Genomic DNA, 16,517 nt, shown 5'->3' on the forward strand with positions numbered 1-16,517 from the left:
ATTAGACTTAATCACGCTATAAATCACCATCTACAAATTCTTTAATACACTGGCTTACAACTATATTAGTGAATTTCGATAGAAATTCCAAGATTTTCCCGGCCTGATCTTCGGTTACATGTAGTCCCTGGCCCCTTAATATATCCATGGCTTTTTGTAATGATACTGTTTTTGCTCTTGTCTCCTCCATCTTCCCTCAGTGCTTTTTGTAGAACATGTGGGAAAGTAGTTTAACCATCTATGCTACACTTTCCGTCGCTTCCAGATGGAACGAAAAGAACTAAGATTTAGATAATTTCCATCACACTCACAGCTGAGCGACAACCTGTCATTATATGCTATCCGAAGTAGAGAGCGGTAAAGAATTACGCAAATTCTGCATTTGCAAAAACAATAAACAACTAGCCGAGCTAAAGCCATAGCTACGAAGAGGGAAGGATTTCTAATACGCTTCTTACTTGACGGTGCTGTTTAAAGAAGTGTTTGTCAGAACGAAATCAATGAAGTAGGTAGGGATCCTAAATATGTGAATGCTTATGGATATTTATGGATCAACGCTAGCCAGAATTTACAGAACCAATGATCAGAAGGCGCACATAACTAATATGGGTTCTCTTAGCATCAGAAATATTAAATCACACTCAGTTATTTCATTCTGCCCATTCAGTTTACTTTTAAATACTATAACAATGGGTTAGCAATGCTCATCTGCTCACAATTATCAGTTTGATTTAGAAACCAGAGCAGAATAAAATAGAGATTCCGAAGAAAGCCAATGCAACAGGGATTATCCTGGCATACAATAACCCTCCAGGCCAGCCCGTGCCGAGTGATGCTGATAAGTATGTTTCTAAGAATATGAAAAAAGGCGGTGAGTTGCTGAATATCAGAGTTCTGGAGCACTTGATTGTGACGGCGGAAGGGTTTTGCTCGTTTACGGATGAATATCTAAGATTTACTCAGGATTACCAAATTGGCTATAAATGGTCTATTTGGTAATCCTGTGCCCATGAAAGCCCAAGCTATATATCGTATATGTAAAAAGTTAATTCGTTGATTCAAATGGCAGTACCTATAACTTCTATCTTAACTTTCTCAATCGAGAGCATTTCCGAAATCTCCTTTGTAGTAAATTCTTTTGCAATTAATTTTTTTATCATTGCAATCTTTTCACTCCCTAGATCTTCAGTTAATGTTTCCAAGGTATCAATTGAGTTTTCGTGCACATTAGACAATATATCGAAGAGCGATTTAATTTTATCTGCATTTCTGACTGACAGCATTTTTATAATCTCACATATTTCCAATAATTCTTTAAAGCTTTTCTTTAAAATTTTATTTGCCTCATCCGTCTTCTCATATCTGATATTGAGTCGTTCAATAAAATACGCAAACGCGCTCTGACTGTCGTAAATCGACTTGTCAGCTGCTATGTTCAATTGGTATACTAGCTCCTTCGGAACATAACTATCATCAATATTCTTTGAAGCATTTAATCGTGCAAGCTTTTTGTTAATCAATTGCCGAAAAAAATGTGGATTTGTCTCAATCATAACTCTCTCACTCACAACATCGTTTGAAATTTTGTTCAGCTTGGTCTGGAATTCTAAGTAGTTTAAATAGTTATTTAAGTAAGCTCCTGTGTTGTGACGTGCAGGATCATCATCAAAAAGATTTATAAACACCTTGGCAGTGCCTGGGTCAGTGGTATACGCTACGTCTAAAATATCTCTATACTGTTCTCTAAGTTTGGGAGTTACCTCTTGCTTTCGTTGGGCATCTACAAATCGGGCCAATAGATGTTTTAGGCTTATTCCGGTAACCTCCTTCCTTGTTAATGAAAGGAATATCATTGAAAGCCTTTGAACTGTATCTAAGAAAGAAGGCAGCAAATATGCATTGTCAGCAGCCATCGTGATTAAATCCTGACGAAGACTATCAAATTCACTCTTATTTGGAATCATAGTGGCAATCGATATCCACAGGTAAATTTTATCAGAAAGATTTGGAATTGTTTCAACTTTTACTAAAATACCCTCCCAATCCTCTTTTCGAACTTGTCGTTGAATGGAAAGCCTGAACGCTTTAAGCAATAACTTATACCCGTCGTGTCGTATATTCGACATATCCGGTAATTTTTCACTTGATATTAGATCAATTTGATTTTGGATCTCAACTATCTGCTGAAAACTAACGTTGGTTTTACCAGAGTTAATCGATTTACGAACCTCATCTATTTGAAAAGCAATAAAATAGTCATTGTGCATTTTCCTGACCAGTTCTAAGATGTTTCTTAAGGTCGGGAAGGCAATTGAGAAGCCTTCTTCATTGTCATCACAAAGCTCGTTAGGGGGACAGCTTGATACAAGATATTTGCAAATTCTAGCAATAGTGATGTCCCGCAGTTTATCACTTGGAAGCTCTTTCAAATAAGTGAGCTCAGAATCTGCCAAATACAAAACCGGCGCGATGTTCAGAATGACTTCGATACGCTCCGAATAACTTTTAACTTTGTGAATTTTTGGAAGTATATACTGGTCAATTAACTTTTTACCAAAGGCCTTTTCTACTTTAGGAGCGATTCGAAGAATTAATGTAGACCAAAGAATGATTTGTTGACTATCAGATGGGATAGCTTCGATAATTGATTCTAAAGCGGTGAGATCCCTTTCGTCGTATGCAGCTTTAACTACTAAACCGGAAAAGGAACGAATGGCTAAATCTATGACATTATAATATACTGACGCAGTATTAGGTGAATCTAACAATAGCTCCGTTCGATCTTTCTCAACCTTTGATAATTTGAGAAATTCCTGTGCAATTGTTTTGTTTTCCAAAAAAGACGCGCGATAGGCAATCTCGAAACCGAGTTCAATTTTGTTAGCACCAATTTCCAACTCAGCCCAGCTACTGATCAATTTGTCCGATATAATCGCGTTATCTTTGGACAGTTTTTCGAACACGGACAGGATAGAAATATACAAAAAGCACTTCGTGCTTGGATCAATTATATCATCAACTAAATCAAAGTATTTCAAAAGTGCCTCTGGAATTTCAGCTTTTTCGTCAAGCTGTGTGAGACGGTCAACTATCTCGGATATAGCTAACTTCCTGATATCTATATCAAGAATTTTTGCTATAATTTGATCAATAATCTCAATCTCTAATAAGTTAAGATCAAGTTTGATGTAATGCGAAAGTGCTTCTAAATAGCCATTTTCTCGATCAATTGACTTATTGAGTTTATCACATATATCAATTGTGTTTTGTGGGTAAACCTTAACCAGGTTGATTATGATACTACGGACAATCTCAAAATGCGAGGCGGTTTTGTTTAATATTTCATCAATGCTGCCTTCTATATGGTCTTTTGCGACTTCTGCATAAATATCTATCTCGGATTCGGGGAACTTCTTTTTTATCTTGCTGGCAAAACTGGCGTATGAAGCAAGGCATGTTGACTTCACGGACAGATCGGAGATTTTTGTTATTTCTTCATAAACAAGTGAAAGCTTTTCTTCGCCTATCGTATAATTGAAGTTATAAAGTGTCTGAGCAATAAGAAGCTTAATATTGAATATTTCAAAATTGCTGGAAGTTGCTGTGAGCGAAGTTAAAAATGCTTCAATTCTTTTAGATAAGTATAATGCTTTTTCCTCGTCTTTCAAGAAAGGTAGCGGGGCTGCAAATATCTTAAAATCGCTGGCTTTTGGAACGTAATAGTCGCTTTTATTCACGACAAGATCTATCCCCATATCAACCATCAAAGGTATGTTTGAATCCTCTATATTGTTGATTATCCAGTTTTGCAATAGGAAAAGTTTTTGCCCTGTATTATCTACCTCATTTATTTTTGCAATAATATCTTCGAACTTTTGATTTTCCATGCTGAACACTATTGCGTCAGCAAATTCCTTAATTTTGGGATTTCTAATCTTTGAATAAACCTTCGAATTAACATCTTCTCTTGTAAGATCTTCATTGTAATGTAAATTTGCGTAAGCATCTAAAGACATTTGCGCCATTGCCCAGTCAAATGCGTTATCATTGTCAGCCACATTGCCAGATATTTGCTCAATCAATTGAAAAGTAAGTTTAGGATTTGCGTACATCAATAATGAAGCTAAATCCAATGCATCTGTTCCAATATTTTTAAAGTTCAGTTCTTGGAACAGTTCGTTAATTGCGTTACAGATCGAGTCTGGAATTGGCCTCTTTTTTTGTGAATACGTTTTTGCTATCGAGGCAAATAGTTTAAGGCGATCTTCTTTCAAAAAGGCTAAGTTAGCTAAGTTGATTGCATTTAGATCGTCGTCGAGACTGAGGTTAGCTGCAATTTCATATTGCCAGATGGAAACCTGTTGAAGTTCTTTTAGGGCAGATTTTAGTACTGAGTATTTAAGCAACGTAGGAATATTTTTGTTCTCAGTTTCCTCGTTTATAGCTTGTAGTGCAATTGATGATACTCTATTGACGTCACTGATGCTTTCGCTAGTTTTTAGAAGTTGTTTCCACTTATCTGCTCCGAGAAGTTTAATTAAGTCGTCGATTCTTCCAGTCTCTTTGTAAAGTTCGGGGAGGTTGACCAATGATTCTTTTGTGTCCGAGTTCAGTATTAAATATCTTATTAGGCTCTCATCGATAATTTTTTTATAGGAAGCCAGCCGTTTTTTTGCGAAGTCGTTTAGATCATTAAAGATAAATTCGTAAGTTCCACGAGCATTCCTCCTTATGAATGGGATTTCTTGGATTGCACCAATTAATATTTCTTCTGTTATGGTTTTTTGCGGTTCGGATAATATCTGAGCTATCTTATCCAAGGTATACTTTTTTCCTTCATAGGCGATGATGGCTAAAACTAAACCTAATATTTTGTCGTCTTTATTTATGAATCTATTCCAAATATATGTAAATAGATCGTCAATTCTGGTAGTGATATTGTTTATGATGGATCCTGTCTGAATGTCGGAATCGGTTAATAGCTCCCTAATAAAAACGAGCCTCCCAGCATTATTTTGACAAAGTTTATTTATTTCGTGGAATTCATTTTCGGTAAAGCTTTTTCCAAGTATATGTTTTGCCTCATGACTTGACATTTGAGGGATTTCCCACAATTCGCTCTTGTGCTTTTTCAGTTTCGTTGGGATATTTCCCGTCATTAGAATTTTGACGTTATCTCGCGTCAAAGGAAGAAGATCAAGTATCTGTTCTTGAATTTCTTGCTGATTTTCGAGAGGAATTTCGTCTAACCCATCAATTATTATATAGTCGGTTGTATTTGCGGCTGTTCTTAGTCTAGTCCCGTTAAAGTATCTTTGAAGAAATGATTCATCGGCGAGTTGTACTGCATTTAGATCCTCGGTAATTTCTCTTTTACTGTTTTTAAAGCTTATTTGATTAGACAGATCCTTTAAAATCGCCAAAATGCTGTACGTGCTTTTGTCATTACCATCTATAAAGTACGTGATACAATTATCAGGGTGCTTCTTTATGAATTGATAAAGAATATTGGTTTTGCCGACACCATTCGGCCCTCCTAAGGAAAGGATGTTTAGGCTTTCTAATTTTTTCTCTATTGTCTTGATAATTCCATCTCTTACGACTTCATTGATTGTTTTTGGGTTATATGCCCCACCGCCCAAGGAAGCTAAGTTCTTAATTTCAACAAGGCTCGAGGGAGTTAGATCTGTGCTGGGTATACTGCTAACTAGATCGTTATAGAATTTGGCCGTGAAGTAGAGGTAAGAATTGATGCAAGCCGTTATATGACCAGGGATGTCACGAGTTCTGATAGCGGGATTGTCATGTATACTCGAGTTTCTCAGATGATATGTTTGATGGAGATAAGATCCGTGACGGCTACCATCAGTTAGGAGATTAACGAAACTACTTGAAGGCTTAGCAGGCGTAGATGTTTTCCCATCAAGGACAGTTTCGTAAAAGTCATCCATTCGATTTTTTGAGATACTCGTAGGTAGTTTATTCAATAGTTCTTGCATACACCAACCTAATGCAGCTCCTTTCTCCGGTGACTTAGTACCCGGAACGAATGGCCTTCCTATAATTGAAAGAATTTTTTTGGTATAAGGTTCGAATTTTGAGACTAGTGTGTCTAGGACATTTTTACTATTCTCGTTTGATGCGTAAGACTGTAATGATTCTAGAACATCTATCAATTCTGCGTGATCCTTTTGTTTGCTATTTAACACATATCTGACTATCTCTAATAAATTGTCGAAATCTACACCAGGAAAGGCGATAGGAACATTGAAATCTATCTGGATAAAATTTTCGTGAAGACTTTGCTTTACAATCTGCCAATCGATTTGCGTCATATTTATTTTAGGTTTTAATCCGTTTTCGAAATATACTAATTCCACCTCCCCAATACTACGATTAGTAATTAGGTGGTGCGAGACTGTATGTCATTGAAATGTTTTGAGTTTGCATTCCTTTGAATCTGTATTCTTATGAAAATCTTGAAAGAAATGTTCTTCTACGTTGGGGGTGTGTCGAAAGTCCCCCGGGTGTTATTACGAACGCAAGGACACCGTCAGGCAGGGCCATCGTTCAACCTTAATTTGTAGTTTTTATGCACACATTTCAAGACAGCGAGTCCGAGGACTCGCTCCACCGCGCCTTTGGTCGCAAAGTCCAAGAGTTGCTCTCCCAAAGCGACGCAGCCCAATGGGCTGAAGATCTCTGGGAGATGTACACAGGTTTCACCCTGTTTGCGCAGGAATGTGGAACCGATCCAAGCGGCCACAACAGGTTTGTTTCTTTCAAAGAACTGGTGTTTTTCTTCCAGGAGGTCGGAAAGATCAAGCCTTGACGGTGTAAGAAGAGGCAACGGGCACCAAGCTGGTTGCCTTTCAATGTTTTTAGTTAATAAATATTTCAATGTTGCGGCCGGTCAGAAATGTGAAAATCCAAACACATTCAGCGTCGCAAATAAGTCCTCCTCGAAAACCACTTCCGGCCCGGCACCTTTCTTCTTCTTCATATTCATAGCCTTCTCAACCTTACGCCCATACATTTCAAATGCCCAGGCAGGGTTCCGCACGTCGCATATCACCAGGTAGTGAAGCTTTGCGGTTACCGAGTCGGCGGCAATGCCTCCGTACATTTCAACAATTTGCGCCAGTTCCTTCCGCGAATACCTCGAAGACTCTCCGGTAAAGCAGAAGTTACTATCCTGGATTAGGATCGCAACTTGCTGATCCGGAAGCTTTCCGGGTATGGTAGTTTTTTCTTCCTCAGCTGGTTTGATAGAGGTAATCGATTGGCAGAATGTGAGCAGCTCCCTCTGATCGTCGGCCGACAATTGCCTTTCGGCCTGGATGCGCTCGATGGCGGGTAGCAGCGTGTCAAACGGCCAGGTTTTGAACATCGGTGCATTATTGGATGTCCAATTGCCCAAGGTAGTGAGCTCTTCGATATTGATTGTTTGGTCAGCCGAGATTCCGGCCAGAAACCCACCGAGTTGCTGGGTGGAAGATGTGATCACATCATAGTATGGATTCCGGTTGTAATCCAGATAATTCTTGCAAAGCCAGATCAAATCCTCAGCTTCTTCCTCTGTAACAACACCATCGCTGATAACGGCATTGATCTTAGCGACAAACTTGTTGTAAGGAGCCTTGGCCTGCAAGCTGGAAACTGAGCTGATCCACGCGCGGAGCATTTCAATCTCGTTGTCATTAATGTGACCATCAGCCTGAATGCCGACGATGAGCCCGTAAAGGGTATTTAAATCTTTATGAACCTGAGCCGGCCCGCAAAATTGGCGGAACGAGCCGTTGTCGTAAGTGTCAAAATGGGAGGTGTCGAGCATTTGAGAAGTTGAGTTAGGTTTATGCTAACAAGTAACTGGATTGTACTACCTACTTCTACAAAATCAGATTACTTATTAAACGGTTTTTAATGAGTTGACGAGAGCTACAAATTCCCTTATATTGAATGGAACGGCCTATTTGCCAAGCCGGGCATTTGAAATGCATCTCAGTACCTGGGCTTCAAGCTCATTGCATTCGTAGAAACTGCTGGTGATTTATGACAACTATTTCTAACTTAGCTCAACAAACCCTCAACTAATGACATATTTAATAATCATCTGCCTAATACTGTTTTTTTTCTTCAAGTTCGTTAAGAAGCTGGCCGGAGTGAATGACAACAATTCAAAGTCCAGGCCAGTGAGTCCGCCAGTCAATAGGCAAATAAACAAATCTTCAACCTACCAGGACACCTCTGTATATAAAAGGTCAGTGGTACAAGCTTCTGCGATTTCAAATCAAAAACGCGCAACGAGTTCATTTCATGACGAGTCCATCATAGAGGTTACACCTGAGCCCATCAGAATTTCATATGATAGCCATTATTCTGATTTCGAGAATAGGTCAGCACATACACCAGCTTACGACCCTGATGAATATAAGCTTGGAAAAAAATACAAGGATAAACTGGCCTTGACGAAACAGGAGGTTGGCTGGTTGAACAAATTTTGGAATTATGCCAATGTCTTTAATTCCATTGAAGGTTGCGAGACGGAGATTGTTAAGTTGTATATCGCGTCGATAAAGAAGATCAATAGCTTTTTAAAGAAAGAAGCTTCGACGTTAAGTCGCGAGATTGAAGCGATTGCACAGAAGTCTTTGGATTTTCAAAAATCCCAAACGACTTATTGGACCGACTATGACGTCCGAAGCCACAAGGAATCTATTGAGAAGGAAGCCTATCAAGTCATTTACAAGAGATGTGAATCATTTGTCCGGGATCGATGGAATCACAAACGAAAAATACAGGCGGAATTTTATCCTTACTCTCCTGAGATCAAAGCGCTATTTGATGAACGATTGGCCGTGGTGATTGACGATGCTGTCAAAAAGTGTTCGCAGCACATTGGGGAGCCTGATGATTTGACGGAGATTGCTCTAAACGAGACAGGGACTGGCAGATGGAAGATATACTTTGAAGCAATTATAGAAAATCAGCTGACAGACGAAAGTGAGACTACCGCACAACTCTATCGTTTGGGAGAACTAAATGCAAAAAACCCGAATGTTGAACATGTTTACTACGAAGCCTCTAAATTTCTTGCAACTCGGGACAAGGCAGAGAGCCTAAGATTTTATCTGCACTATATCTGGCACGATCTCAACTCTAAACAGGTTGATAGCAAACAGCTAAATAAAACAATTCAAAAAAAGCTTTTCTCAAAACAGCAGGAATTCGAACACTTCAAGTCGATTGTTGATGATTTGGTCAAAACAAAGGATTTGCAAAAGGCTTTAACTGGCGTTTCTAGTATTTATGCACCTAAAAGAAGATCGATAGCAATTGATATTTCTGCGGTTCAGTTGGTTGAGAAACAGCATGTGGGAACAGTTAGTATCTTGAGCGAGTACTTACGGGACGAGAATGAGCTATTAAGCGACACTTTGGAATCGGCAACAGACGAATTAACCATAGTAGTCGATTCAGCTTCTGGAACTATCGAATCTAACGTTGAAGGTAGCACCATAAGCCTGTCTGTTGTACAACGCCAGTGTCTTCAACTCTTTGAAAGCGAAGGGTTTTCCGTGGAGTTTGACAAAATAGAATCTTTCGCAAAACAGAATGGGCTTTTTAAAAATCAATTGATCGACGGCATCAACGACCAGTGCATGCAATTGCTCGATGACGTTTTGATCGAAGAGAATGAAGATGGATTTGAAGTCAATGTAAATTATTATAAAAAGATTTTAGCTGCATGATTACCAACGTAAAACCCAAAGAAGCTACCGCTATCATTAATTCACTACTTGGAGGCGTTGTGCCGAAGATTGGTGTACAACATATCACAGTCGGACGATCGGACGAAGTAGAAGCTTTCCTAAAAGCGCTCGATGATGTCAAGAATGGGCATAGTATTGTGAAATTCTGGATTGGAGATTTTGGATCCGGCAAGTCCTTCATGCTTCACCTTCTGAATACGGTTGCTCTCAAACAGAAGTTCGTTGTTGCAAACGCGGACTTTACACCTGACAACCGTCTCTATTCCAATGATGGGAAGGCAGTCGCGCTGTATGCAGCAATTATGGATAACATCGCGATCCAGACAAAACCCGAGGGGGGTGCATTATCCACCTTGCTGGACAAATGGATCGAGCAAATTATGATGCAGACGGCTACGAGCCACAACATCAGCCTCGGCGAAATTCGTGATGAAAAGCATAGTCAACTAATTCAGCAGAATATCGTTCGAACCGTCAACGAAATTACTGAGGTCGGCGGATTTGATTTCAGCTGGGTGATTACGAAGTATTACGAGGGATTTATCAAGGAGGATGACGCTTTGCGGCGGAACGCGTTGAAGTGGCTGAAAGGCGAATACAGAACCAGGACAGAAGCTAGGCAGGATTTGGGTGTGCGGGATATAATCAACGACCTCAATTTCTATGACATGCTTAAGAACTTTTGCAAGTTGTTTGTAAGCATAGGCTATGCCGGATTTATGATTAACCTGGACGAGGCGATCAATTTGTACAAGATCTCAACCTCAGTAATGCGTGAAAAGAATTATGAGAAGATTCTTACCATCTACAATGATTGCTTTCAAGGTAAGGTCAGCAATCTGTTTATCAACTTTGCTGGAACCAAAGAAGTCCTTGAAAATCCACGACGTGGCCTTTTTAGTTATCAGGCCTTGAAGTCGAGATTAGAGACCAACAAGTTTGAAACTCTGGAAATCCGCGACTTTGCTCAGCCTGTCATAAGACTACTTCCGCTTGATAACAACGAGATTTTTGTGTTACTCAAAAAACTGAAAGAAGTCTTTGATTTTCACTACTCCGTCGAGCTTGACATTTCGGACAGCGACATTCACCAGTTTATGGAAGAGCTTTACAACAAACCTGGTGCTGCGGAATTCCTAACTCCTCGCGAGGTCATTCGTGATTTTTTGAATATTCTTAGCATTATTAGACAAAACCCTGGAGTGGATAAAAGGAAGTTGTTCGGCGAGATCGAAATTCACGACGAGAGACCAGACGAATCGATCTTTGCAGACATTGAAGAACTTTAGGGGTGTTTGAATTACTATCTGAACCGATAAGAAAATACATTCGCGACAAGCGATGGGAGTATTTGCGCCCAATTCAGGCAGCGGCGATAAAGAAAATACTTTCGTCCGACGAGCATGTTATTTTGGCTTCACGTACCGCTTCCGGAAAGACCGAGGCAGCATTTTTGCCAATCTTGTCGAAAGTAGATTTCCGAGAGCCCGGTGTGAAGGTTATTTACATTTCACCGCTAATTGCGCTGATTAATGATCAGTTTCAGCGGATCGAAGATCTTTGTTCATATTTGGATGTAAGGGTAACAAAATGGCATGGCGAGGCAAGCCGCAGCCTGAAAGAGCAGCTCATAAAGAATCCAAGTGGCGTGCTTTTGATTACGCCTGAATCTTTGGAAGCTATGCTTGCAAACGCGCCTCAAAACGCACGCAAATTGTTCGGCGCAGTCAATTACATTGTTATTGATGAAATTCACTCTTTTTTGAGCGCTGATCGGGGTATACAACTGAAATCCATTCTTTCGCGGCTTAAGCCGCTGAATAGTGGTAAAGCATTTGTTGTCGGGCTATCGGCCACTATTGGAGACTATGCACAGGCCAAGGCTATGACTGGGGAAGAAGCGAACACAAAGGTATTGCTAGATAAATCGGCAAAGGAAGTAGATATTAAGCTTCGATATCATTTGTCGGACGGCGCAGACCTGCCCATTGACTTGATGAAAAATTTGTATTTGGAAACAAAGGATCATAAGGTTCTTATATTTCCAAACAGTCGAAGTAGATGTGAGGAAGTGGCGGTGAAGTTGAAAAAGCTTTCTGATAGAGTTAAAGGGCATCCTTACTATTTCTCACATCATTCTTCAATTCACAAAGAATTGAGGGAGTACATTGAAACATTCGCTAAAACAAATGTTAGATATCCTTTTGCGATCGCTTGTACATCAACATTGGAGCTCGGGATTGACATCGGATCAGTGGATATGGTCGTTCAGATTGATTCGGTTCAATCCATATCGTCCCTAGTACAGAGGCTTGGGAGAAGCGGGCGGCGTGAAGGCGAAAAAAGCAAGCTGCTTTTCTATGCGACAAATCCTTGGTCGCTGTTACAGACACTAGCCTGCTTAGATCTTTTTGATGAGGGCTACATCGAGCCGTTAAGACCAACAAAGAAATCATATGATATTCTTCTTCATCAGGTACTTGCTTACGTCAAGCAATTTTCTGAATGCGATTTTAACAAACTTTGGGAAAATATTCACAGTAATCACGCTTTCACTGATATCGAAGAGCATGAGCTAAAAGACATTGTAGCGTGGTTGTTGGAAACAAATCGATTAGAAAAGATTAATGGGCAACTGATCATTGGTGTCGACGGGGAATACATTGTAAATTCCAAGGACTTCTACACAGTTTTTAAAACAGAGCCAGCTTATAAAATACTTCACCAGGAAAAGCCAATTGGGGAGATGCCGTTCTCACCTCAGTTAGAGGTCAATGAAAACATACTGCTTGCAGCGAAAATTTGGAAAATCATAGACATTGATCACAAAGCCTCGAAGATCAGCGTCATTCCAGCAAGTGATGGAAAAAAGCCGGTATTTTCTGGAAATGGAGGCATTGTTCATTCAAAGATTCGTGAGAGAATGTTAGAAGTTTTGGTCGCAAGAAAGGAGCCAGCTGGAATGGACGAAATTGCTTCCGAAGTCTTGCGGCAACTGCGAAAAGAATTTTCAGGATTTCATATTGAGTGCCTGGAAGATGACCGGCCCGTTCTTTATAAAGACAATGTCGTACAGCTGTATACATTCCAAGGAACACTTGTGAATAGAACGTTGGCTTTCTTTTTTCGCAAGCTGAACCTCAGCTTTACGTATGAGGAGTCCGATAGCAGTTTTGTTTTTCGGGAATTGTCTCAGGATTTACCGACTGTTTTAAATGAAGCAATGAGGCTCTTACCTAACCTGCACGCTCACATATCTGCGGATCTGGAGGAAAATCCCACTTTATTAGCCTTTTCGAAATGGGGAGAGTATTTGCCTATTGAATATCAACGTCTGTTACTGATTAATAAATATTATGATTTTGAAAATGCTTCGACATTTATAGAGAGGGTGAATTTTGTGCGATTTACCTGATTAAAGCTGCTACTCTGCGCGTAAAAATACAAGATGCGGATATTTGCAGTACGGATTCAGTAGGAGTTCTTCCAAAATTGTCGATTGACGAAGTTGTTGGTTTTCGTAAGCCAATTCCGCAGACACTGTCTGCGGAATCAGTGCTCAACTAACTTTTGATCAGGAAAAACGGAATAAATTTTCAGTTGCCTTTATAAATTATGATTGATTTCCTTTGTAAGACCGGGGACCTAATGATTTTATTTTCAATATTTAACACCTTGGAAAACACGAATTTTATTGATGCTGGAGCTGTACAATAGGATACTAAATGCAATCCTTAAAAAATATCCTGACCATGAAGAGAAAATGGGGTTGTTGCCGGAAGAATATCCGGAACACTATGAATGCAGGTATGTATTAAACGGTTACATGCCGAAGGCATTTCATTTAGCAAATGATGGAGAAAACCGGCTGATGCTATCCATATTCCCTGCTGCAATTTCGGGTAACTATACTCATTACACCATTCACAATATTTTCGATCATAATGGAATTTCATTTACATCCGACAATGCGGAAGTTTTCTTGATAAATATTGATAAGCCATTAAGCGTATTACATATTAGTGGTTCTGATGACAGCGTTGATGAATACCTTCCTTACACAGAGAAGAAGTTAATGGGTGCAATTTTTAAATCCTTAAAAAAATGAAATGCTCTAACAAGTTGTGAGTTTATACATTAATGGAAACATGTTTGTCTACAAGCACAGAATTAAATGAATTGTTCAAGTTACACGATATCTAATCAAACGCGTTATAAAAAGTACTACTAATAAATACTTTGCTTTGTGAACACAATTTCCTAGTATTGAGAAACTTTACCCTTCTATCAAATGCCCTATCTTAGTTCAGAACCGCCGAAGAAGCGCTCAGGTATTAAAACTACATTATTAATTGTAGTTCCGATGATCATTGTGGCGGGCTTAGCTTACGCCATATCCACTCAAAATAAAAATCTCGAACTTGAATACTACAATAATACCGTTTCTGCTGAAAGCTATGAGTATGCTAGCCCTTCTAAGTTTTTAAGTACCGATGGAAAATATTGGCGTACAATTCTGGGCGGGAAGTTTCGAATCCAAGGTAGCGTTAACAATACTGCCACCACAGCAGTTTACAAGGATGCAGTCCTCAATATTAAATTTTACAGTCGAACAAAAACTATAATAGGAGAGACTCAGATAACTCTTTATGATGTATTTCATCCAAAGAAAATAGTCAACTTCGATATAAAAGTTGACGCTCCTAAGGCTGCTACCGAAGTAGGCTGGGAGGTGCTAAACGCAGCGAGAAATTAATTGAGAAAATCTTCGCACCTCTCCACTAACTTTAATTCTCTTGTGTTTAATCTCCTTTCTTGTGTTTGTGCGGCTTTAGTGATGGCGTATTAGCAGGTGTGTCTTTGTTATCTCGTTGGCGCCTATCAGGCTTCCCTGTTGAGTCTGCTATTCTCTTTGGTCCCGGTTTAATTCCCATGATTTTGATTTCTAATTGTAAGTTAACTTGTTACAAATTAGAAACTAATTGTGAATCTTCATAATTAATCTTCGACAAGTGTGATTTCTATTCTCCTATGAACGTCGGAATTTTTTCGGGAGCACCAGAAATTCTAGAAAGAGATTTTGACAAAGAAGCCTTGGGAAGAGATTTGTTTCTTGAAAGCTATTCCGAAATCAATGGATTTATTCTTATTGATCGCTAAACAAAAAGATTTCTTCGAATAATCGATTTAGTACCACATAAAATCTCTACCTCGCACATCAACTTACTGGCTTAAAAATAATTTATGCCTCACTAGAATAGAGACCGGTTAAAACCCCTTATTTATCCTTTTTCAAAGATCCACATACATATTCTAGAAGTTCGCACGGGGACACATCCATAGCTAAAGCTATAAGGTAAAGTTCGTCCGCGCGAAGTTTAGCTGTAGGATTGTTTGATAGCTCTGTCAATCTCGGACTTGTAAGCTTAGATTTTCTTGCTATATCTGCTTTATTAACGGACTTCAATTTGAAATACTCCCCCAGTTTTGTTGCCATATTTACGACTATCTGAATATATCCTTATCAAAGTTGCGCTTTTTTTTCGAATTCCTTAAAAATCTTCGGCAGTACCATGTAACGCCACTGGGCGTTGACATTACTTAAATTTTAGATATACTGTTGTATATTTAAGTTATTCTTAATAATATTACAGAAAATCGAAATTATGGTTATTTATAATAATAGATTAAATCAGCTAGAAATTATAATACCCGACGCCGACGAAGGAGACTTATTCAGGTATCGAGCAGGACTCTTAACGATTTTACAAGAAATCACTATCGAAAACTGCGACCCCGATTTTAAGAAAAATTTGAAATCAGTTTACGAAATACTGGATCATTTGAAAGTGTAAACACATCCTTTTATAGTGTTACTCATCAAACAACAGCAACTGACTTTTACTCGACTGTGTAAGATATGTCATTCACAACTTAACATTTTCCATGTCACTCCGCCAACTCTCACTCCAAAACGAAAAGAACAGCTGCAATCTGTGCCTGTTTCAAACCGGCGATGACAGAGGCCTGACTTATTTCTATCAGAAATCCTACTCCAGTCTTTTCTGGATTGGCAAAGAACTGATTGATGATGAGTTTCTGGTTGACTGTATCCTGCAGGAGTGTTATCTGAAAGTCTGGGCACACAGGGAGAAGATAGAAAGCTTTCCGCATGCGTTCCGTTTCATCAGAATGAACCTGCGCTGGCAGGTACTCAAACAGATCCAGAAACCAAACTATCAGATATACAGACAATCGCTTCATATAGACCATTTTGAAAAAACTTTTGGTGAAATTATTGATACTCAACCTTCACAGGACGCAGGATTGGAGCAAAAAAGGATCGAGGAACTAAAAAGAGTGATGCAGTATCTGCCAGCAAAACGCCAGCTGATAGCTACGCTTCATTTCATTGACGGCCTGCCAGCCCGTCAGATTGCAGAAAGATTAAAATCGAATACTCTTCATATTTCGACTGAAATAGAAAAGAGCATAGAGCAGCTCAAACAGATTGTTCACGTGAATAAAAGTAGCCGCCCGAAAGAGAAACGAGCCGTTAAAGATTACCCATACAGTCATATCCTGAGTCAGCCGCAGGCTACAGTGTATGCACTCAGACAAGAACAGAAAATGTCCTTTGCAGGAATTGCCAGTCAGCTGGGCTGGTGTCAGAATCAGGTGCAGCAGCATTATATACAAGCCTACCAGATTGTGAAAACGCATTGGAAGCAAGGCCGCAAATAA

General features: G+C 39.4%; 12 protein-coding genes. 9 read left to right on the top strand and 3 right to left on the bottom strand.

Annotated elements, in window-relative coordinates:
* The first annotated feature begins 759 nt into the window (after nt 1-759).
* On the top strand, nt 760-999 hold the full coding sequence (locus AC1XUE_RS07725) for a JAB domain-containing protein (RefSeq protein WP_483356003.1): 240 nt from the start codon (nt 760-762) through the stop codon (nt 997-999).
* A gap of 59 nt (nt 1,000-1,058) precedes the next feature.
* On the opposite strand, the gene AC1XUE_RS07730 is transcribed toward AC1XUE_RS07725, so the two are convergent.
* Nucleotides 1,059-6,335, bottom strand: a complete 5,277-nt coding sequence (locus AC1XUE_RS07730) for a P-loop domain-containing protein (protein WP_483355362.1) — start codon at nt 6,333-6,335, stop codon at nt 1,059-1,061.
* A gap of 257 nt (nt 6,336-6,592) precedes the next feature.
* Here AC1XUE_RS07730 and AC1XUE_RS07735 point away from each other — a divergent pair, with 257 nt between their 5' ends.
* Nucleotides 6,593-6,832: a hypothetical protein gene (locus tag AC1XUE_RS07735; RefSeq protein ID WP_483355363.1), complete on the top strand. Its 240-nt coding sequence runs from the start codon at nt 6,593-6,595 to the stop codon at nt 6,830-6,832.
* A gap of 81 nt (nt 6,833-6,913) precedes the next feature.
* Here the strand turns inward: AC1XUE_RS07735 and AC1XUE_RS07740 are convergent, their stop codons facing one another.
* Nucleotides 6,914-7,834, bottom strand: coding sequence for a BRCT domain-containing protein (locus AC1XUE_RS07740; protein ID WP_483355364.1), 921 nt, complete (start codon nt 7,832-7,834; stop codon nt 6,914-6,916).
* A gap of 259 nt (nt 7,835-8,093) precedes the next feature.
* Between AC1XUE_RS07740 and AC1XUE_RS07745 the strand changes: the two genes are divergently transcribed.
* From AC1XUE_RS07745 to AC1XUE_RS07770, 6 genes are all read left to right on the top strand, one after another.
* Nucleotides 8,094-9,752 (top strand): tellurite resistance TerB C-terminal domain-containing protein, encoded by a 1,659-nt coding sequence (locus AC1XUE_RS07745; protein WP_483355365.1) that lies wholly within the window; start codon nt 8,094-8,096, stop codon nt 9,750-9,752.
* Nucleotides 9,749-11,062: an ATP-binding protein gene (locus AC1XUE_RS07750; protein WP_483355366.1), complete on the top strand. Its 1,314-nt coding sequence runs from the start codon at nt 9,749-9,751 to the stop codon at nt 11,060-11,062. The genes AC1XUE_RS07745 and AC1XUE_RS07750 overlap by 4 nt, the downstream gene beginning before the upstream one ends.
* Nucleotides 11,063-11,064: 2 nt before the next feature.
* Nucleotides 11,065-13,188 carry a DEAD/DEAH box helicase gene (locus AC1XUE_RS07755; RefSeq protein WP_483355367.1) on the top strand — a complete coding sequence of 708 codons (2,124 nt, stop codon included), beginning with the start codon at nt 11,065-11,067 and terminating at the stop codon, nt 13,186-13,188.
* A gap of 282 nt (nt 13,189-13,470) precedes the next feature.
* On the top strand, nt 13,471-13,881 hold the full coding sequence (locus tag AC1XUE_RS07760; protein WP_483355368.1) for a hypothetical protein: 411 nt from the start codon (nt 13,471-13,473) through the stop codon (nt 13,879-13,881).
* Between the two features lie 183 nt (nt 13,882-14,064).
* Complete coding sequence (locus AC1XUE_RS07765) at nt 14,065-14,529, top strand: hypothetical protein (protein ID WP_483355369.1); 465 nt, start codon at nt 14,065-14,067, stop codon at nt 14,527-14,529.
* Between the two features lie 275 nt (nt 14,530-14,804).
* The gene (locus AC1XUE_RS07770) at nt 14,805-14,933 is read left to right on the top strand and encodes a hypothetical protein (RefSeq protein ID WP_483355370.1); all 129 of its coding nucleotides are present in this window, start codon (nt 14,805-14,807) and stop codon (nt 14,931-14,933) included.
* A gap of 118 nt (nt 14,934-15,051) precedes the next feature.
* Here the strand turns inward: AC1XUE_RS07770 and AC1XUE_RS07775 are convergent, their stop codons facing one another.
* Nucleotides 15,052-15,270 carry a helix-turn-helix domain-containing protein gene (locus tag AC1XUE_RS07775; protein ID WP_483355371.1) on the bottom strand — a complete coding sequence of 73 codons (219 nt, stop codon included), beginning with the start codon at nt 15,268-15,270 and terminating at the stop codon, nt 15,052-15,054.
* Between the two features lie 449 nt (nt 15,271-15,719).
* Between AC1XUE_RS07775 and AC1XUE_RS07780 the strand changes: the two genes are divergently transcribed.
* Entirely contained in the window at nt 15,720-16,517 is a 798-nt protein-coding gene (locus tag AC1XUE_RS07780) for an RNA polymerase sigma factor (protein WP_483355372.1), read from the top strand.

This window comes from Dyadobacter sp. HNCC25DJ187, from assembly GCF_056895255.1.

Bases quoted from the DNA above. Each gene is read 5' to 3' on its own strand.
- AC1XUE_RS07730 (WP_483355362.1), bottom strand. From the start codon at position 6,335: ATGACGCAAATCGATTGGCAGATTGTAAAGCAAAGTCTTCACGAAAAT.
- AC1XUE_RS07735 (WP_483355363.1), top strand. From the start codon at position 6,593: ATGCACACATTTCAAGACAGCGAGTCCGAGGACTCGCTCCACCGCGCC.
- AC1XUE_RS07740 (WP_483355364.1), bottom strand. From the start codon at position 7,834: ATGCTCGACACCTCCCATTTTGACACTTACGACAACGGCTCGTTCCGC.
- AC1XUE_RS07745 (WP_483355365.1), top strand. From the start codon at position 8,094: ATGACATATTTAATAATCATCTGCCTAATACTGTTTTTTTTCTTCAAG.
- AC1XUE_RS07750 (WP_483355366.1), top strand. From the start codon at position 9,749: ATGATTACCAACGTAAAACCCAAAGAAGCTACCGCTATCATTAATTCA.
- AC1XUE_RS07760 (WP_483355368.1), top strand. From the start codon at position 13,471: ATGCTGGAGCTGTACAATAGGATACTAAATGCAATCCTTAAAAAATAT.
- AC1XUE_RS07765 (WP_483355369.1), top strand. From the start codon at position 14,065: ATGCCCTATCTTAGTTCAGAACCGCCGAAGAAGCGCTCAGGTATTAAA.
- AC1XUE_RS07770 (WP_483355370.1), top strand. From the start codon at position 14,805: ATGAACGTCGGAATTTTTTCGGGAGCACCAGAAATTCTAGAAAGAGAT.
- AC1XUE_RS07775 (WP_483355371.1), bottom strand. From the start codon at position 15,270: ATGGCAACAAAACTGGGGGAGTATTTCAAATTGAAGTCCGTTAATAAA.
- AC1XUE_RS07780 (WP_483355372.1), top strand. From the start codon at position 15,720: ATGTCACTCCGCCAACTCTCACTCCAAAACGAAAAGAACAGCTGCAAT.